Annotated in this window: 17 protein-coding genes; 14 read left to right on the top strand and 3 right to left on the bottom strand. The window is 64.2% G+C overall.

Annotation, left to right across the window (positions count from 1 at the left end; all coding sequences use genetic code 11):
* Window positions 1–71: 71 nt before the first annotated feature.
* A complete protein-coding gene (locus tag BM374_RS25470; RefSeq protein WP_092298396.1) occupies window positions 72–398 on the bottom strand; it encodes a hypothetical protein in 327 nt (108 codons plus the stop codon).
* 217 nt (window positions 399–615) lie between these two features.
* Window positions 616–840: a hypothetical protein gene (locus BM374_RS25465; protein ID WP_092298979.1), complete on the bottom strand. Its 225-nt coding sequence runs from the start codon at window positions 838–840 to the stop codon at window positions 616–618.
* Between the two features lie 225 nt (window positions 841–1,065).
* Between BM374_RS25465 and BM374_RS25460 the strand changes: the two genes are divergently transcribed.
* The 5 genes from BM374_RS25460 (at window position 1,066) to BM374_RS25440 (ending at window position 5,181) form a co-directional block, all read left to right on the top strand.
* Window positions 1,066–2,025 carry an N-carbamoyl-D-amino-acid hydrolase gene (locus BM374_RS25460; protein WP_092298393.1) on the top strand — a complete coding sequence of 320 codons (960 nt, stop codon included), beginning with the start codon at window positions 1,066–1,068 and terminating at the stop codon, window positions 2,023–2,025.
* Between the two features lie 432 nt (window positions 2,026–2,457).
* Window positions 2,458–3,012, top strand: coding sequence for a TetR/AcrR family transcriptional regulator (locus BM374_RS25455; protein ID WP_244552691.1), 555 nt, complete (start codon window positions 2,458–2,460; stop codon window positions 3,010–3,012).
* 70 nt (window positions 3,013–3,082) lie between these two features.
* Window positions 3,083–4,276 carry an MFS transporter gene (locus BM374_RS25450; RefSeq protein ID WP_092298390.1) on the top strand — a complete coding sequence of 398 codons (1,194 nt, stop codon included), beginning with the start codon at window positions 3,083–3,085 and terminating at the stop codon, window positions 4,274–4,276.
* 140 nt (window positions 4,277–4,416) lie between these two features.
* Window positions 4,417–4,836 (top strand): DUF4118 domain-containing protein, encoded by a 420-nt coding sequence (locus tag BM374_RS25445; RefSeq protein WP_092298974.1) that lies wholly within the window; start codon window positions 4,417–4,419, stop codon window positions 4,834–4,836.
* Window positions 4,837–4,971: 135 nt separating this feature from the next.
* On the top strand, window positions 4,972–5,181 hold the full coding sequence (locus tag BM374_RS25440) for a hypothetical protein (RefSeq protein ID WP_092298387.1): 210 nt from the start codon (window positions 4,972–4,974) through the stop codon (window positions 5,179–5,181).
* 204 nt (window positions 5,182–5,385) lie between these two features.
* Here BM374_RS25440 and BM374_RS25435 read toward each other — a convergent pair whose 3' ends face one another.
* Window positions 5,386–6,357 carry a LysR family transcriptional regulator gene (locus BM374_RS25435; RefSeq protein WP_092298384.1) on the bottom strand — a complete coding sequence of 324 codons (972 nt, stop codon included), beginning with the start codon at window positions 6,355–6,357 and terminating at the stop codon, window positions 5,386–5,388.
* Window positions 6,358–6,477: 120 nt separating this feature from the next.
* Between BM374_RS25435 and BM374_RS25430 the strand changes: the two genes are divergently transcribed.
* From BM374_RS25430 to BM374_RS25390, 9 genes are all read left to right on the top strand, one after another.
* Window positions 6,478–7,515, top strand: a complete 1,038-nt coding sequence (locus BM374_RS25430; RefSeq protein WP_092298381.1) for a class 1 fructose-bisphosphatase — start codon at window positions 6,478–6,480, stop codon at window positions 7,513–7,515.
* Window positions 7,516–7,527: 12 nt separating this feature from the next.
* Window positions 7,528–8,403, top strand: coding sequence for a phosphoribulokinase (locus BM374_RS25425; RefSeq protein ID WP_092298378.1), 876 nt, complete (start codon window positions 7,528–7,530; stop codon window positions 8,401–8,403).
* Between the two features lie 16 nt (window positions 8,404–8,419).
* Entirely contained in the window at window positions 8,420–10,441 is a 2,022-nt protein-coding gene (gene tkt / locus BM374_RS25420; RefSeq protein ID WP_092298375.1) for a transketolase, read from the top strand.
* A 14-nt stretch (window positions 10,442–10,455) separates the two neighbouring features.
* Entirely contained in the window at window positions 10,456–11,541 is a 1,086-nt protein-coding gene (fba, locus tag BM374_RS25415; protein ID WP_092298372.1) for a class II fructose-bisphosphate aldolase, read from the top strand.
* Window positions 11,542–11,574: 33 nt separating this feature from the next.
* Window positions 11,575–13,035 carry a form I ribulose bisphosphate carboxylase large subunit gene (locus BM374_RS25410; RefSeq protein ID WP_092298369.1) on the top strand — a complete coding sequence of 487 codons (1,461 nt, stop codon included), beginning with the start codon at window positions 11,575–11,577 and terminating at the stop codon, window positions 13,033–13,035.
* 11 nt (window positions 13,036–13,046) lie between these two features.
* Window positions 13,047–13,451, top strand: a complete 405-nt coding sequence (locus tag BM374_RS25405) for a ribulose bisphosphate carboxylase small subunit (protein WP_092298366.1) — start codon at window positions 13,047–13,049, stop codon at window positions 13,449–13,451.
* A 99-nt stretch (window positions 13,452–13,550) separates the two neighbouring features.
* Window positions 13,551–14,483 (top strand): CbbX protein, encoded by a 933-nt coding sequence (gene cbbX, locus BM374_RS25400; RefSeq protein WP_092298363.1) that lies wholly within the window; start codon window positions 13,551–13,553, stop codon window positions 14,481–14,483.
* On the top strand, window positions 14,480–15,217 hold the full coding sequence (rpe, locus tag BM374_RS25395) for a ribulose-phosphate 3-epimerase (RefSeq protein WP_092298361.1): 738 nt from the start codon (window positions 14,480–14,482) through the stop codon (window positions 15,215–15,217). The genes cbbX and rpe overlap by 4 nt, the downstream gene beginning before the upstream one ends.
* Window positions 15,218–15,484: 267 nt before the next feature.
* Complete coding sequence (locus BM374_RS25390) at window positions 15,485–17,338, top strand: putative bifunctional diguanylate cyclase/phosphodiesterase (RefSeq protein ID WP_092298971.1); 1,854 nt, start codon at window positions 15,485–15,487, stop codon at window positions 17,336–17,338.
* Window positions 17,339–17,381 lie beyond the last annotated feature (43 nt).

The raw sequence follows: 17,381 nt of genomic DNA, 5'->3' as shown, positions 1-17,381 counted from the left end.
TGAACTTCAAGGCGCGCGCTAATCGATGGTCCGCTGCTTCATCGGTCATGCTGCTGGCAGATGCGGCAGCCTCACCGTCTCGCCACCAGCACGCCCAGCAAGAATGCCACCATCAGCGACGGCAGCGGTGCCTCGCGCACCATGCCACGAACGATGTCGGACCAGTGCTGCTCCGGGACCAATCCCGGTGACCTGACATGAGCCGCCGGCGGAATGTCCCAGTGCGAGGCGAGCTCGGCGATCTCGCTCGAGGCCAGACGCTCTCCGTCACGGACGCGGAAGATCGCGGCTTCCGCGCGCTCGCGTGGAGCAAGCAGCATCACCGTCGCGATTGCCGTGCGCAACGTCATCTCGCCGTAGCCTTGCAGTCTTACCGCCTCCTCGGGGTCGGACATCATGCGAATGCTTCCTCACAGCGCGAAGTGGTACGCGATGCTGAAAGCGGCCGTCGCGCACAGGACCAGCGTGGAAACCGCGCCGGCCACGCCGCGCGCGAAATGGGCTCGCGTCAGGTGCCTACTCATGATTTTGCTCCATGCTCACCATGGAAATGGCGGGCGCGGGCGTTGGTTCCGTAAGCCAGCGCCTCGAGCCCGGCTTACTTGCGGAGCAATTTTACTTCCGGAGCAATTCCCGTAGCGCAGCCGTCGCCTCGGCGCAGCGGATGTCGTCGATCTCCCGCGACAAGCTGAGCGCGCTTGATTTCAGCTCGTCGATCTTGTTGCTCTCGGGATGCCGGCCCTCGAGCTGGCTCAGTCGCTTGTTCAAATCGTCCAACCTGGACTGAAGCTGGCCGGTGCTGGTGGCTCCCGTTACGTTCCAAACGCGTTGTGCACGCATGGTCATTCCCCTGACTTATCTCACGGCGTTGTGAGCAGGGTTCGTGGCCGCAATGGGCGTTTCTTTTGTCCGGTCTTAGATCGTCCGGAACCGTTGCAGATTGGCAACGAAAGTTCCTGGAATACCTGCAGCCGATAGCTCATCCTCGGATACTGGCGCCGTCAGGCGCAGAACCTGCATGGGCGCGCGAGCCCCGATCAATGGGCAACGAACGAGGGACAAGTCGTGGCGAGATTTGTGACTGTCGCGGCCGGCCAGTTGGGCCCGATTGCGAGGACCGAGACCAGGACCGAAGTGGTGGCGCGGCTGATGGCGTTGATGCGCCAGGCCAGGGCTAACGGCTGCGATCTGATCGTCTATCCAGAACTTGCGCTGACCACGTTCTTTCCGCGCTGGTACTTCGAGGACCAGGCCGAGATCGACAGCTTCTTCGAACGCGAGATGCCGGGGCCGGAGACGCAAGCTCTGTTCGATCTCGCCCGCGCGTGCGGCATCGGATTTTGCCTCGGCTACGCCGAGCTCACGGTCGAGGCGGGAATCGTCCATCGCTACAACACCTCGATTCTCGTCGACAAAGGCGGCGCGATCGTTGCGAAATACCGCAAGGTCCATCTGCCCGGCCATGCCGAGCACGAGCCGTGGCGCAAGTTTCAGCATCTGGAGAAGCGCTATTTCGAGCCGGGCGCCGGCTTCGGCGTGGCCGATGCGTTCGGCGGCGTGATGGGAATCGCGATCTGCAACGATCGCCGCTGGAGCGAGACCTATCGGGTGATGGGCTTGCAGGGCGTCGAGATGGTGATGATCGGCTACAACACCCCGGTGCACAATCCGCCCGCGCCCGAGCACGACGATCTCTCGCTGTTCCACAACCACCTGGTGATGCAGGCCGGCGCCTACCAGAACGGCACCTTCGTGGTCGGTGTCGCCAAGGCTGGCATTGAAGAGGGCGTCGACCATATCGGCGGCAGCTGCATCATCGCGCCGTCAGGCGAGATCGTCGCGCAATGCACCACCAAGGGCGACGAGCTCGCGTTCGCCCGCTGCGATCTCGATCTCTGCAATTCCTATAAACGCACGACGTTCAATTTCGACATTCATCGCCAGCCGCGCGCCTATGGCATGATCGTCGAGCGGAAGGGCGTCACGACCATGGCGGATGGCACGCCGGTGACGCCGAAGGGGTGATCCCTCTTTCCATCGTCATTCCGGGGCGATGCGTGGCATCGAGCCCGGAATCCACCGAGCCACAGGTCGATGTGAAGTGGATTCCCGGCTCGCGCCAACGGGCGTACTCCCGAATGACGCTGAGAGGCGGTATGTGTCTCCGCTCTCGCGCCCCGGACGCAGCGCAGTGTCTCTTTGACGGTGCGCTGCAGAGCGGGGGCCCATATCTCCGAGCATTCCATGTGACATGGGTCTCGGCTCTGCGCAGCAGCGTTGCATGCTGCAGCGCGTCCGGGATACGGGGCATCTCGGCCAGCCTGCTCGCTTATCCCATTAATCACAACCACGTGTATTTATTTGGAAACGATCATTCCCTATTATTCCGCGATGCAAAAAGCGGCTCGACAATCTCAGCCTTCCGCCCATCCGCCGGGCCGTCCCCGCGAGTTCGACATGGACACCGCGCTGGACGGCGCAATCAAGGTGTTTTGCGAGCGCGGCTATCATGCCACCTCGATCGGGGATCTCACCGCGGCCATGCGCCTTGCCACCGGCAGCGTCTACAAGGCGTTTCGCGACAAGCATGCCGTCTTCATTGCCGCCTTCGAGCGTTATACCGCGATCCGCGGGGAGCAGACCCGCGCTGCCGCCGCGCGCGGCGCCAATGGCCGCGAGCGGGTGCGCAACGTGATGCTGTCTTATGTCGAGCATTCCCAGGGCAGCGAGGGGCGCCGCGGCTGCATCGTAGTCGGCAGCGCGGTCGAGCTGTCGGCCGTGGATCCGGTGATGCGTGCGCGCGTCACGGCGCAGCTCAAGACCAACGAGGCCTTCATCGCCGGCCTCATCCGCGAAGGGCAGGCTGACGGTTCGATTCCGGACCATGTCGAAGCGGACGACACAGCGCGGCTGATGATCTGCATGACGCAGGGTCTGCGCGTTGTCGGCAAGGCGCGCTTGCCGCTTGATGGCGAGCGCCTGGCCGGCATCGCGATGAAGCTGCTGGCCTGAATTTTTGTCAAATTAGGAAACGAACGTTTCCTATGTCGAGTTCGTACATCGAAGTCTTGGAGTGTTTGGAATGACGATGAATGCCACGATCGAGACCGCACCGCAGACCGATGCGGTCTCGCAGCGACTGACCTTCGTGCTCGCCGCGGCCTGTGGCATGGTCGCTGCCAACCTCTATTATGCCCAACCGTTGATCGCCCCGATCAGTGCCGCGCTCGGCCTCTCGCATGCAGCCGCGGGCCTGATCGTGACCATGACGCAGATCGGTTACGGCACGGGGCTGCTTTTCATCGTGCCGCTCGGCGATCTCGTCGAGAACCGCGCATTGATCTGCACCGTCATCACGCTCGGCGCGGCGGCGCTGCTCGCGGCCGCGTTCGCGACCCATGCGCTGCCGTTCCTCATCGCGGCGCTGTTCATCGGTCTCGGCTCGGTGGCAGTGCAGATCATCATTCCCTATGCCGCCCATCTCGCGCCGGAAGCCATTCGCGGCCGTGTCGTCGGCAACGTCTCGACCGGGTTGATGCTCGGCATCATGCTGGCGCGCCCGGTGTCGAGCGTCGTCACGGCGGCGCTGTCCTGGCATGCGGTGTTCTTCTGCTCGGCCGCGTTGATGATCGCGCTCACGGTCGTGCTGCGCATGACGCTGCCGAAGCGCAAGCCGGTGGCGCGCATGCATTACGGCGCGCTTCTGCTCTCGATGCCGCATCTGGTGCGCACCACGCCGCTGCTCAGGAGGCGCGCGCTGTACCAGGCCGGCCTGTTCGGTGCCTTCACCCTGTTCTGGACCGTGGTGCCGCTCCAGCTCGCCAGCCAATTCGGCTTCACCCAGCGCGGCATCGGCTTGTTTGCCTTGGCCGGTGTCTCCGGCGTGTTCGCGGCGCCGATCGCAGGGCGCCTCGCCGATCGCGGCCACAGCCGCATCGCCACGCTCGCCGCGATGCTGTTCGTCGCCCTGGGCTTCCTGATGACGCATGTCGGCGTGGCCGGATCGATGCTCAACCTTGCCTGTCTCGTGGTCGCCGCGATCGCGATCGATTTCGGCGTGCAGGGTAACGTGGTGCTCGGCTTCCGCGCCATCTTCGTGCTGGGGCACGAGCATCGCAGCCGCCTTAACGGGCTCTACATGGCGACGTTCTTTGCGGCCGGAGCCGCCGGATCCGCGCTCGGCACCTGGGCGTTCGCGCAGGGCGGCTGGACGCTGGCCTCGGCCATTGGCCTTGCGCTGCCGATCGCCGGTCTGATCTACGCGGCAACCGAGTAGCGGTACGATTGTGTGCTGTGGCCCCGTTTACCAGCCTTGCAGGGGGGCCCCGGGCCGCTCCGATTTCCACCTCGCGGATTCCCTGCTGCTGTAGTACTTTGGTCGCAAGCGGCCTGGTTAACGGCGGCAAGGGAGGCCCTATGAGGCGTGCGGGACTGGTTGGCGTACCGCGGTTGCGGCCATGGTCGTGGCAGGCATTTCTGATCGGATTTGTCGTGGTCGCAGCGTCGGCTGTGCTTCAGGGCGTCTGCGTCGCGCTCGGTGCAAATCTCTATTTCGCAGCGTTCCTGCCCAGCCTGTTCGTGCTCGGCATTGTTGCTGGCGCTCCGGCGGCCGTATTCGCGGCGCTGCTCACCATTCCCCTGGTGTGGTGGGCGTTCATCCCGCCCTTCTTCGAGTTCACTGCGCTCTCCAGCGCGAACGCGGATTCCGTCAACCTGTTCTGCCTGCTGGCCGCGCTGGTGATTGGCCTTGCCGATCTCTGCCGTGCGAGCATGACCATCAACCGCCGTGGCGGATTGAAGTCGTCGGGCGAGAGCGCGGCAACGAATTCGCAATAAACAGCTGCCAGCGAGAGCGCTCGTTGCGCAGAGGCAACAGTCCGGCAACCATCCGCGCGCTTGGGGCACGCCGCTAACTTTTCAAAAAAGATTTGGCCGCAATTTCTCCCGCGGGAATACGAGGGAGTTTACGACATGACCGGCCAGATCAACGGACACGCCATCTTCGAGAACGTGCGCCGCTACCGTGGCATCGCATCGCTCTATCGCCAGACCGCGGCGTTCCGGCCGGGCCAGCGCTGGTCGCTGCTGGAGCAGGCCAGCGAGTGGGAAGCCCGCGCGCTGTCGGAACTGGAAGCCTATTTCGCGGCCCGCGGGGATCACGCCGCCCTGCTCGCGGCCTGAGCGTAGTCGAGAGCGGGCCCGGGGCGACTACGGAGTTGCCCTGTTGTCCGCGTGTGCTAGCAATCCGTCCAGATTTCGTTCACGACGGCCGGGGCGCGCGATGATCACTTTCAACCGCATTTTCACGACAGAGCGTCTGCTGCAGATCATCGTCATTCTGGCAGCGACTGTCGCGATGAAGCTGATGGTCTAGCGCTGGCGGCACTAACGCTTGCCGAAATCAGGCACTTCGGGCAGATAGTTCGAGCCCTCCGAGCCCAGAAAATCGAACATCGCCTGTGCCGGCGGCAGCAGCACCTTGTCGCTGCGGCGGATCACATACCATTGCCGGACGATCGGCAGGCCCGCGACGTCGAGCACGATGAGGCGGCCTTCCGCGAGCTCGTGTGCGACAGTGTGTGCCGAGATGAAGGCGATGCCGAGCCCAGCGATCACCGCCTGCTTGATGGTCTCGTTGCTGCTCATCTCCATGCCGATGATCGGCTCGAGATCGGACTTCTGGAACATGCCCTCCATCAGCGTGCGCGTGCCCGATCCCGGCTCGCGGGTGAGGAAGGTCTCGTGCACGAGATCGGTCAGGCTGAGGCCTGAATCCTTCTCCAGCCAGTGCCCCTTGCGCGCGACGATGATGTGCGGATTGCGCCCGAGCTGGCGCACGTCGACGCTGACGTCGGCCGGCGGCCGACCCATCACGGCGAAATCGAGCTCATAGCCGTGCATGGCCTCGCGGATCTCCTCGCGGTTGCCGATGGTCAGCTTGATCTCGATTTTCGGTGAGCGCTTGGAGAAGGCCGCGATGGCATGCGGCACGAAATATTTCGCGGTCGAGACTGCGCCAAGATGCACCGTACCGCCGGTCCTGCCCGCAAGCAGATCGAGTGCGCCCTGGCAGTCCGTAATGGCGGCTTCGACCCGTTCGGCGAGGGCCAGAACTTCCCGGCCGGCCTCCGTCAGCAGCATGCCATCTCCGGTCCGCTGCACCAGCGGCAAGCCTGCAAGATCCTGAAGCTGCCGCAGCTGCTGCGTCACGGCCGGTTGGGTCAGTCCGAGTTGGGTTGATGCCGCGGTGACGCTGCCCTTGGCCGAAAGCGCCGCAAGCGAGCGCAACTGCCGGATCGTCAGATGCCGGAGCTGGGCCGCCGCGTGGCCATTATAAGAAAATTCTTTGGTACTCATTATAAATAGAAATTTTCCTTATTAAGATGCCCCTGTCAATCTCCCAATGCCGAGACTGACCGCACCGACCTCCAGCGGCGAGGAAATGGATTGCGGCGCCGGCAAAGGGGATGGACGCAGATGACCGGGCACCTCAGGCTGGACGACCATCTTCAACGGTATTCGGAGACGGCTCCGCATGCGCTGGCCGTGGCAGCGGCAGTTGACGCCATCGCCGCGGCGGCGATCGAGATCGCCGACCTCATCGCCAGCGGAGACCTCGCGGACGCTTCCGGCCTGACCACCGGCCGCAACAGCGATGGCGATGTCCAGCGCGACCTCGACATCCAGGCCGACGCCATCCTGCGCCGCTGCCTGGGCAGGCAGCCGATCGCGGCGCTCGCATCCGAGGAAATGCGCGAGCCTCAGTTCTGCGATCGCCAAGCAAAGATCTGCGTTGCGATCGATCCGCTGGATGGCTCCTCCAACATCGACATCAACATGACCGTCGGCACGATCTTCTCGATCCTGCCCGCGCCTGACGATCTCGCGCTCGCCTTCCATCAGTGCGGCTCGGCGCAGCTCGCGGCCGGGTTCGTCACCTACGGTCCGCAGACCTCGCTGGTGCTGACGCTTGGCGAGGGCGTCGACATCTTCACGCTCGATCGCAAAGCCGGCTGCTTCCGCCTCGCGCGCAGCAGCGTGCAGGTCTCGGAGGCGTGCGAGGAATTCGCGATCAACGCGTCCAACCGCCGGCACTGGGACCCGCCCGTGCGCGCCTTCATCGACGAATGTCTCGCCGGCATCGACGGACCTGCGAACCACGATTTCAACATGCGCTGGATCGGCTCGCTGGTCGCGGAAGTCTATCGCATCCTCACCCGTGGCGGCGTGTTCCTCTATCCCTCGGATGCGCGGCCCGGCTATGGCGACGGCCGCCTGCGCCTGGTCTACGAGGCGCAGCCCATGGCCATGATCATCGAGCAGGCCGGCGGTTCGGCCTCGACCGGGCGCGAGCGCATCCTCGATCTTTCGGCGCAGAGCCTGCACCAGCGCGTGCCCCTGATCATGGGCTCGAGCAACGAGGTGCGGCGCGCCGCCGAACTGCATTGCGATCCGCTGCTGGTTGCGAGCGTCTCCGCGCCGCTGTTCGCGCGGCGCGGCTTCTTCCGGCTGTGAGGGAGGTGACCCATGTCCAGGAAACATCCGATCATCTCCATCACGGGCTCCTCCGGCGCCGGCACCACCTCGGTCAAGAAGACCTTCGAGCAGATTTTCTTTCGCGAGAAGGTCAATGCCGCCTACATCGAGGGCGACGCCTTCCATCGCTACGACCGCGCCGAGATGCGCACGCAGATGGCTAACGAGGCCGAGCGCGGCAACAAGCACTTCAGCCACTTCAGCCCGGAGACCAATCTGTTCGAGGAACTGGAGCGGGCCTTCCGCGACTACGGCGAGACCGGCACGGCGACGACGCGGCACTACGTGCACGACGCCGAGGAGTCCGCGCTGCATGGCGCCGCACCCGGCACCTTCACCGACTGGAAGCAGCTGCCGGAAAACTCGGACCTGTTGTTCTACGAAGGCCTGCATGGCGCTGTCGTCACCGACAGGGTGAATGTCGCGCGCTATGCCGACCTCAAGATCGGCGTCGTGCCCGTGATCAATCTCGAATGGATCCAGAAGCTGCACCGCGACCGCAGCGCGCGCGGCTATTCGACCGAGGCCGTCACCGACACCATTCTGCGGCGGATGCCGGACTATATCCACTACATCTGCCCGCAGTTCACCGAAACCGACATCAACTTCCAGCGCGTGCCGACGGTGGACACCTCAAATCCGTTCGTCGCACGCTGGATCCCGACGCCGGACGAATCGATGGTGGTGATCCGCTTCAAGAATCCGCGCGGCATCGACTTTCCCTATCTGCTGTCGATGCTGCCGCAAAGCTGGATGTCTCGCGCGAACTCGATCGTGTGCCCCGGCGCGAAGCTCGATCTGGCCATGCAACTGATCCTGACGCCGCTGATCATGCAGTTGATCGAGCGCAAGCGCAGCTTGAAGTGAGCGAGGAGAGAATCCGATGAACATCTCCGTCCATGCCGAAGCCGACCTCACGGCGGTCACGCACAACGATCTCGCCAATGCCGTCCGCTTCCTCGCGGTCGATGCCATCGAGACGTCGCAGTCCGGCCACCCCGGCCTGCCCATGGGCATGGCCGACGTTGCGACCGTGCTGTTCTCGCGCTTCCTGAAATTCGACTCGGCGCACCCGAACTGGCCGGACCGCGACCGCTTCGTGCTGTCAGCGGGGCACGGCTCGATGCTGCTCTATGCACTCCTGCATCTCACCGGCGGCGATATCAGCCTCGATGACATCAAGGCCTTCAGGCAATGGGGCTCGAAGACGCCGGGCCATCCCGAGTATGGCCATACGCCAGGCGTCGAGACCACAACGGGACCGCTGGGGCAGGGGATCGCGACCGCCGTCGGCATGGCGCTTGCCGAGCGCATGGCCAATGCGCGGCATGGCGACGGTCTTGTCGATCACTTCACGTACGTGATCGCCGGCGACGGCTGCCTGATGGAAGGGATCAGCCAGGAGGCGATCTCGCTTGCCGGCCATCTCGGGCTCGGTCGCCTCATCGTGCTGTTCGACGACAACGGCATCTCCATCGACGGGCCGACCTCGCTTGCGACGTCCGACGACCAGCTCGCGCGCTTCGCCGCGTCCGGTTGGTCGGTGCGCCGCGTTGACGGACACGATTCCGAAGTTGTCGCGCAAGCGATCGCAGAGGAGCGCGAAACTGCAAAACCGTCGCTGATCGCCTGCCGCACCGTCATCGGCTATGGCGCGCCGGATCGGCAAGGCACCGAGAAGGCGCATGGCGCGCCGCTCGGCGCCGAGCAGGCCGCGGCAGCGCGGCGGGCGCTGGGCTGGGATTATCAGCCCTTCGTCGTGCCTGTCACGGTCGCAAAGGCGTGGCGGATGATCGGCCAGCGCGGACAGGTCGCGCGTCTCGCCTGGCTCGATCGTTACGAAAACGCCACGCCCGAGCAGCGCGAGCTGTTCATCGAGGGCAAGTCGGTTGCCCTGCCGAACGCCTATGCCCAGGCCTCGGCGAAATTGCGCGAGCGCTTTGCCAGCGAGCGTCCGAAGCTTGCGACGCGGCATGCCTCGCAACATGTGCTCGACGCGATTGCAGGTACGATTCCCGGACTTGTCGGCGGCTCCGCGGACCTGACCCATTCGAACCTGACTCAGGCCAAGGTGCAGACGCCGGTCCGGCGCGATGCGTTCGCTGCTGACTACATCCATTACGGTATCCGCGAGCACGGCATGGCCGCCGCGATGAACGGCCTCGCGCTGCATGGTGGCTTCATTCCCTATGGCGGCACCTTCCTCGCCTTCTCCGACTACAGCCGGCCGGCGATCCGCCTTGCGGCCCTGATGCGGCTGCGTGTCATCCATGTGATGACGCACGACTCGATCGGTCTCGGGGAGGATGGTCCGACGCATCAGCCGGTCGAGCACCTGGCGTCACTCCGTGTCATTCCGAACCTGCTGGTGTTTCGCCCCGCAGACGCGGTCGAGACGCTGGAAGCCTGGGATTGCGCGCTCGAAGCAAAAGACCGGCCCTCCGTGCTCTGCCTGTCGCGTCAGGCGCTGCCGACCTTCCGCAGCGATGTCCGCGCCAGGAACCGGGTCGCACGCGGCGCCTATCTCATCGTATCGCCGGACGGCGGCCGCGATGTGACGTTGATGGCGACCGGTTCGGAAGTCTCGATCGCACTGGAAGCCGCCCGCCTGCTCGCGACAGAGCACGTTCGTGCGGCCGTGGTTTCCGCGCCGTGCTTCGCGCTGTTCGAGGAGCAGCCGGAGGAATATCGCGCCGCGGTTCTCGGGACCGCGCCCTGCGTCGGCATCGAAGCGGCCGTCGCCGGCGACTGGCATCGCTGGATCGGCGCGGACGGCGAATTCGTCGGCATGCGCGGCTTCGGCGCTTCGGCGCCGGCGCCGGTGCTTTACCGCGAATTCGGCATCACGCCGCAAAGGGTTGCCGAAGCCGCCGGCCGGGCCATCGCCCGCGCTCGCAAGCAATAACAGGAGGACTCGTCGTGGCCCGTATCACCCTTCGCCAGCTGCTCGACCACGCCGCCAGTCATGGCTACGCGGTGCCGGCGTTCAACATCAACAACATGGAGCAAGGCATCGCGATCATGCAGGCGGCGGCCGAGGTCGATGCGCCCGTCATCATCCAGGCCTCGCGTGGCGCGCGCAGCTATGCCGGCGACCTCATGCTCTCGCACATGATCGATGCGCTGGAGCGGACCTATCCGGACATTCCGCTCTGCATGCATCAGGACCACGGCAATGACGAGGCGACCTGTGCCTCCGCGATCGCCCATGGCTTCACCTCTGTCATGATGGACGGCTCGCTCGAGGCCGATGCCAAGACCGCCGCTGATTACGATTACAACGTCGCTATCACGCGCCGCGTGGTCGATCTCGCCCATTGGGTCGGGGCCTCCGTCGAAGGCGAGCTCGGTGTGCTCGGCTCACTCGAGCATGGCGGCGGCGAGCAGGAGGACGGGCACGGCGTCGAAGGCACGGTCAGTCACGACCAGCTCCTGACCGATCCCGATCAGGCCGTCGACTTCGTCCTGGCCACCAAGGTCGACGCGCTCGCGATCGCGATGGGGACCTCGCATGGCGCCTACAAGTTCAGCCGCAAGCCCGATGGCGACATCCTGGCGATGCGAGTGGTCGAGGAGATTCATCGTCGGCTGCCGAATACGCATCTGGTGATGCACGGCTCCTCCTCGGTGCCGCAGCCACTCCAGGACATGTTCAATCAGTTTGGCGGCGAGATGCCACAGACCTGGGGCGTACCGGTGGAAGAAATCGTCCGCGGCATCAAGAGCGGCGTCCGCAAAGTCAATATCGACACCGACTGCCGCCTGGCGATGACCGCGGTGTTCCGGAAGGTGGCCGCGCAAAGCCGTAAGGAGTTCGATCCGCGCAAATTCCTCAAGCCTGCGATGGATGCGATGCGCCAGCTCTGTCGCGACCGTTTCGAGCAGTTCGGCACTGCGGGGCACGCCAGCAGGATCAAGGTCGTTCCCTTGAGCGAGATGGCGCGGCGCTACCGCACCGGCGAGCTCGACCCGCGCACCGGAGCTCGCGCGCCGGTTGCAGCCTAGTCATTCAGAGAGAGAAAAGCAGGAGAGAGAGCCATGAACGCACATGCTGGAACGGTCCGCGGCAAGGAGCGCTATCGCTCGGGTGTGATGGAATACAAGCGCATGGGCTATTGGGAGCCCGAGTACACGCCGAAGGACACCGACGTCATCGCACTGTTCCGCGTCACGCCGCAAGATGGCGTCGATCCGATCGAGGCGTCGGCGGCCGTTGCCGGCGAATCCTCGACCGCCACGTGGACAGTGGTGTGGACGGATCGCCTGACCGCGGCCGAGAAATATCGCGCGAAATGCTATCGCGTCGATCCGGTCCCGGGCACGCCGGGCTCGTATTTCGCCTACATCGCTTATGACCTCGACCTGTTCGAGCCGGGCTCGGTCGCGAACCTCTCGGCGTCCATCATCGGCAACGTGTTCGGCTTCAAGCCGCTCAAGGCGCTGCGGCTGGAGGACATGCGCTTCCCGGTCGCCTATGTGAAGACGTTCCAGGGACCGGCAACCGGGATCGTTGTCGAGCGCGAGCGGCTCGACAAGTTCGGCCGGCCGCTGCTCGGCGCCACCGTGAAGCCCAAGCTCGGGCTTTCGGGTCGCAATTACGGCCGCGTGGTCTACGAGGCGCTGAAGGGCGGGCTCGATTTCACCAAGGACGACGAGAACATCAACTCGCAGCCCTTCATGCACTGGCGCGACCGTTTCCTCTATTGCATGGAGGCGGTGAACCGGGCGCAGGCGGCCTCCGGCGAGGTGAAGGGCACCTATCTGAACGTGACCGCGGGCACGATGGAGGACATGTACGAGCGCGCCGAGTTTGCCAAAGAGCTCGGCTCCTGCATCGTCATGATCGACCTCGTGATCGGTTACACCGCGATCCAGTCCATGGCCAAATGGGCGCGGCGCAACGACATGATCCTGCATCTGCACCGCGCCGGCCACTCGACCTATACGCGGCAGAAGAGCCATGGCGTGTCGTTCCGCGTCATCGCCAAATGGATGCGGCTCGCGGGTGTCGACCACATTCACGCCGGCACGGTGGTCGGCAAGCTCGAAGGCGATCCCAACACCACACGCGGTTACTACGATGTCTGCCGCGAGGATTTCAATCCGACCAAGCTCGAGCACGGCCTGTTCTTCGACCAGCACTGGGCGAGCCTCAACAAGATGATGCCGGTGGCGTCCGGCGGCATCCATGCCGGTCAGATGCATCAGCTGATCGATCTTCTCGGCGAAGACGTCGTGCTGCAATTCGGCGGCGGCACGATCGGACATCCGATGGGGATCGCGGCGGGCGCGATCGCCAACCGCGTAGCGCTGGAAGCGATGATCCTCGCCCGCAACGAGGGCCGCGACTACGTCCACGAGGGTCCGGAGATCCTGGCCAGGGCGGCCGAGACCTGCACGCCGTTGAAGGCGGCGCTCGAAGTCTGGAAGGACGTGACCTTCAACTATCAATCCACCGACACGCCGGACTTCGTGCCGACTGCGCTCGAAACCGTGTGAGGAGACGGACTATGAAACTGACCCAGGGTTGCTTTTCGTTCCTGCCTGACCTCACCGACGACCAGATCACCAAGCAGGTGCAATACTGCCTCGCCAATGGCTGGGCGGTGAACATCGAGTTCACCGACGATCCGCATCCCCGCAGCACGTATTGGGAGATGTGGGGACTGCCGATGTTCGATCTTCAGGACGCCGCCGGCGTGATGATGGAACTCGCCGAGTGCCGCAGGGTGTATGGCGACCGCTACATCCGCATCAGCGGCTTCGACGCCAGCCATGGTTGGGAATCGGTGCGGATCTCCTTCCTGGTCAACCGGCCGAAACAGGAGGCCGAGTTCGAGCTGGTACGGCAGGAGGTTGGTGGCCGCGCGATCCGGTACAGCACCGTGCGCAAGGTCGCCCACGCCTCGCAATAGCCATTCCTCTCCGCGCGGAGCGCTCCATGCTCCGTTTCCTTGGCGGACCACTGCTTCGCCGCTCCCCCCGCGGCGAAGCTCTTTTCTTCGAGGGTAACCATGCTCGACGTTCCCCACGCGACCACCGCTGAAAGCAACGAGACCAGCTTCGATCTCCGCAAGGAGGCCGAGGCGGCCGGGATTACCGAGACGCTGCAACAGCTCGAGCAGGAATTGACCGGGCTCAAGCCGGTGAAGAGCCGCGTGCGCCAGATCGCCTCGCTGCTCCTGATCGAACGCATCCGGCAGCGTGCCGGCCTGGCATCCGCGCCGCCGACGCTGCACATGTCGTTCACCGGAAACCCTGGCACCGGCAAGACCACGGTGGCGCTGCGCATGGCCAAGATCCTGCACGGGCTCGGCTTCGTGCGGCGCGGGCAGGTGATCTCGGTGACGCGTGACGATCTCGTCGGGCAATATATCGGCCATACCGCGCCGAAGACGAAGGAGATCCTGAAGAAGGCGATGGGCGGCGTGTTGTTCATCGACGAGGCCTATTACCTGCACCGTCCCGACAACGAGCGCGACTACGGCCAGGAGGCGATCGAGATCCTGCTCCAGGTGATGGAGAACCAGCGCGAGGACCTCGTCGTGATCCTCGCCGGTTATGGCGAGCGGATGACGAGCTTCTTCGCCTCCAACCCCGGCTTCCGCTCGCGCATCGCCCATCACATCGAATTCCCGGATTACGCGGAAGCCGAGCTGCTCGTCATCGCCGAGCTGATGCTGAAGGAACGCGGCTATCGCTTCTCGACCGCGGCGCGCGAGGCTTTCGAGCGATACATCGCGCTGCGCCGGACCCAGCCGTTCTTCTCCAACGCACGCTCGATCCGCAACGCTGTCGACCGCATCCGCCTGCGGCAGGCCGATCGCCTGGTGTCTGATCTGGACCGCATGCTCGATGTCGCTGACCTCGAAACGATCGATCCTGCCGACGTCCTGGCGAGCCGCGTCTTCACCGGCGGTGCTGACGCGCGGAGTGTCAAGCCATGACCAAAGAGATCATCATCGCTCCTTCGATCCTCGCTGCGGATTTCGCACGTCTCGGCGAGGAGATCACGGCAATCGACGCGGCCGGCGCCGACTGGATTCATTGCGATGTGATGGACGGACATTTCGCGCCGAACATCAGCTTCGGTGCGGATGTCATCAAGTCGATTCGGCCGCTGACGAGGAAGGTCTTCGACGTGCATCTGATGATCGCGCCTGTCGATCCTTACCTCGAAGCGTTCGCCAAGGCCGGAGCCGATGTCGTCACAGTGCATGCCGAAGCCGGCCCGCATCTCGATCGTTCGCTCCAGGCGATCCGCGCGCTGGGCAAGAAGGCCGGCGTCAGCCTGTGTCCGGCAACGCCCGAGAGCGCGATCGAATATGTGCTCGACCGTCTCGACCTCGTCCTGGTGATGACGGTCAATCCCGGATTCGGCGGCCAGTCCTTTCTCGAATCGCAGTTCGAGAAGATCGCGCGCATCCGAACCATCATCGGCGAACGGCCGATCCGGCTAGAGGTTGACGGGGGCGTCAACCGTGACAACGCTGCTGCGGTTGCCGCCGCGGGGGCCGATGCGCTGGTGGCGGGGTCCGCCGTATTTCGCGGCAAGAGCAGTGCCGACTATGCCGGCAACATCGCGGCCATTCGCGTTGCTGCGGAGGCCGGCCGGGTTTCGAAATTGCAAGATAGTTCCGCGCAGCCGATGCGTGCCGGAGGACGCGCGCTCACCCGGTAGATTACGGATGAGATGGGGTGGCGATGCTGGTGTGGTTCGACTTGTACCAAGGCGCGCCACTCTCATCCGGAATTCCACGGAGAATGCCGCGCAAACCGGTCGGCTTTTTCAGGCCGGAGTAACCAACGCATCCGAGACGGGGATTCGATTAACGCCCGCTCAATGCTAAGCGCCTCAATCTGCGGTTTAGGAACGCTGCGAGAGCACGGGGATGCGGATCGAAGATATTTGCGGGCATGAGGCATGCATACGGCGCCGAGCGACGGCATGATGCATCGCTTGTTCGCCGAGCAGCTCCGCTGCGCTACCGATGCCGCAGGGCAGGTCGATCTCGTCAAGCTCGGCGAGCTCGTCAGTGCGGCCTACGAGGCCAGCGACCGCGACCGCCAAAGGCGGACGGACGTGCGCGGACACACGCACGATGAGGTCGAGCAGGATCTGCTGCGGACCCGGGAGTTCCTCGATACCATCGTCGAGAACATACCGATCGCCGTGTTTGCGAAGTGCGCGAAGGATTCGCGCTATATCCTGCTCAATCGAGCCGGCGAGGACTACTATGGCGTGCCGCGCGAGCAGATGCTGGGCAGGACTCCCGAGGAGATTTTCCCGGCCCACGTCGCCTCCATGGTCAATGAGCAGGACCGCCGGGTGGTCGCCAGCGGCATGCCGATGGTCCTGGAGGAGCACCTGCTCGAGGCCAGCGTCAAGGGCCACGACCGCGTTGTCAATTCACGCAAGATGCTCATCACGGACGGCGCCGGTGAGCCGCAATATCTGGTCGGTGTGATCGAGGACGTCACCGAACGCGTCAACACGCAGCAACGCATCAGTCATCTCGCCCATCACGATTTGCTGACCGACCTGCCGAACCGCAGCGCATTCAATGCGGCGCTCGACGAGCGGCTGGAGCGGGCACAGGAAGTCTCGACAAGCTTTGCGGTCCTCAGCCTGGATCTCGACCGCTTCAAGGATGTCAATGACGTGTTCGGTCACCCCGTCGGCGATATGATGCTGCGGGCAGCCGCCGAGCGTCTTGTCGCAGAGGCGGATGGCGCCTTCGTCGCCCGCATTGGTGGCGACGAGTTCATGATCCTGATGGCCGATGATGTCAGGCGTGACGACGTGCTTTCGCTCGCCGAGCGTCTGGTCGAGGTAATCGGCAGAGAGCTCGAGGTCGACGATTATCTTTCCCATGTCGGGCTTAGTATCGGCATCGCTGTCTATCCGGACGACGGCGTCGACGCGGCAACGCTGGTTGCGAACGCCGATTCGGCGCTCTATCGCGCCAAGCGCGAGGGCCGGGGCAAGGTCTGCTTCTTCGAAACCACGATGGACCGGGAACTGCGCGACCGCAGGCTGTTGCAGCACGATCTGCGCGAAGCGCTCGAGCAGAACCAGTTTCAGGTCTACTTCCAGCCGCAGGCGCGAATGGACGGAGAAATCATCGGCTTCGAGGCCCTGATGCGCTGGAACCATCCGGTGCGGGGCTTTGTGCCGCCCGACCAGTTCATTCCGCTTGCCGAGGAGAACGGACTGATCGTCGAAATCGGTGAATGGGTGCTACGCGAGGCATGCCGCGAGGCGGCGTCCTGGCCGCACCCGCTACAGGTTGCGGTCAACCTGTCGCCGGTCCAGTTTCAGGCCGGTGACCTCGAACGCTCCATCCACCAGATTCTGCTGGAGACGGGGCTCGCGCCGACACGGCTCGAAGTCGAAATCACCGAGGGCGTGTTGATCGGCGATTTCTCCCGCGCGCTCAATTTGCTACGTCGCCTGAAGGCGCTCGGCATCCGCATTGCGATGGACGATTTTGGCACCGGGTACTCATCGCTGTCCTATCTCCAGTCGTTCCCGTTTGATAAGATCAAGATTGACCGCAGCTTCATCTTGAACCTCGGGGCAACACCACAATCGACCGAGATCGTCCGCGCGGTCCTGGGCCTTGCACATGCCCTGCACATTCCGGTGGTTGCGGAAGGGGTGGAAACGGAGGCGCAGCGCGCCTTCCTGGAAGCCGAGGCTTGCGATGAGATGCAGGGCTATCTTATTGGGCGGCCCGAACCTATCGAACACTATTCCGGTTTGATCGGCATCAACGTGGAACGCCGACGCTACGCCTAAAAACCCATTGTTCTATGGCCCGTTCGCCAACAGGAACTATTCC

Origin of the sequence: Bradyrhizobium sp. Ghvi, from assembly GCF_900115265.1 — a bacterium.
Classification (GTDB): domain Bacteria; phylum Pseudomonadota; class Alphaproteobacteria; order Rhizobiales; family Xanthobacteraceae; genus Bradyrhizobium.
This window is presented reverse-complemented; position numbering and strand designations above follow the sequence as displayed.

What these genes read in the sequence shown, in the direction of transcription:
- BM374_RS25470 (WP_092298396.1), bottom strand. Translation starts at nt 398, where the DNA reads ATGATGTCCGACCCCGAGGAGGCGGTAAGACTGCAAGGCTACGGCGAG.
- BM374_RS25465 (WP_092298979.1), bottom strand. Translation starts at nt 840, where the DNA reads ATGCGTGCACAACGCGTTTGGAACGTAACGGGAGCCACCAGCACCGGC.
- BM374_RS25455 (WP_244552691.1), top strand. Translation starts at nt 2,458, where the DNA reads ATGGACACCGCGCTGGACGGCGCAATCAAGGTGTTTTGCGAGCGCGGC.
- BM374_RS25450 (WP_092298390.1), top strand. Translation starts at nt 3,083, where the DNA reads ATGACGATGAATGCCACGATCGAGACCGCACCGCAGACCGATGCGGTC.
- BM374_RS25445 (WP_092298974.1), top strand. Translation starts at nt 4,417, where the DNA reads ATGAGGCGTGCGGGACTGGTTGGCGTACCGCGGTTGCGGCCATGGTCG.
- BM374_RS25440 (WP_092298387.1), top strand. Translation starts at nt 4,972, where the DNA reads ATGACCGGCCAGATCAACGGACACGCCATCTTCGAGAACGTGCGCCGC.
- BM374_RS25435 (WP_092298384.1), bottom strand. Translation starts at nt 6,357, where the DNA reads ATGAGTACCAAAGAATTTTCTTATAATGGCCACGCGGCGGCCCAGCTC.
- BM374_RS25430 (WP_092298381.1), top strand. Translation starts at nt 6,478, where the DNA reads ATGACCGGGCACCTCAGGCTGGACGACCATCTTCAACGGTATTCGGAG.
- BM374_RS25425 (WP_092298378.1), top strand. Translation starts at nt 7,528, where the DNA reads ATGTCCAGGAAACATCCGATCATCTCCATCACGGGCTCCTCCGGCGCC.
- tkt (WP_092298375.1), top strand. Translation starts at nt 8,420, where the DNA reads ATGAACATCTCCGTCCATGCCGAAGCCGACCTCACGGCGGTCACGCAC.
- BM374_RS25410 (WP_092298369.1), top strand. Translation starts at nt 11,575, where the DNA reads ATGAACGCACATGCTGGAACGGTCCGCGGCAAGGAGCGCTATCGCTCG.
- BM374_RS25405 (WP_092298366.1), top strand. Translation starts at nt 13,047, where the DNA reads ATGAAACTGACCCAGGGTTGCTTTTCGTTCCTGCCTGACCTCACCGAC.
- cbbX (WP_092298363.1), top strand. Translation starts at nt 13,551, where the DNA reads ATGCTCGACGTTCCCCACGCGACCACCGCTGAAAGCAACGAGACCAGC.
- rpe (WP_092298361.1), top strand. Translation starts at nt 14,480, where the DNA reads ATGACCAAAGAGATCATCATCGCTCCTTCGATCCTCGCTGCGGATTTC.
- BM374_RS25390 (WP_092298971.1), top strand. Translation starts at nt 15,485, where the DNA reads ATGATGCATCGCTTGTTCGCCGAGCAGCTCCGCTGCGCTACCGATGCC.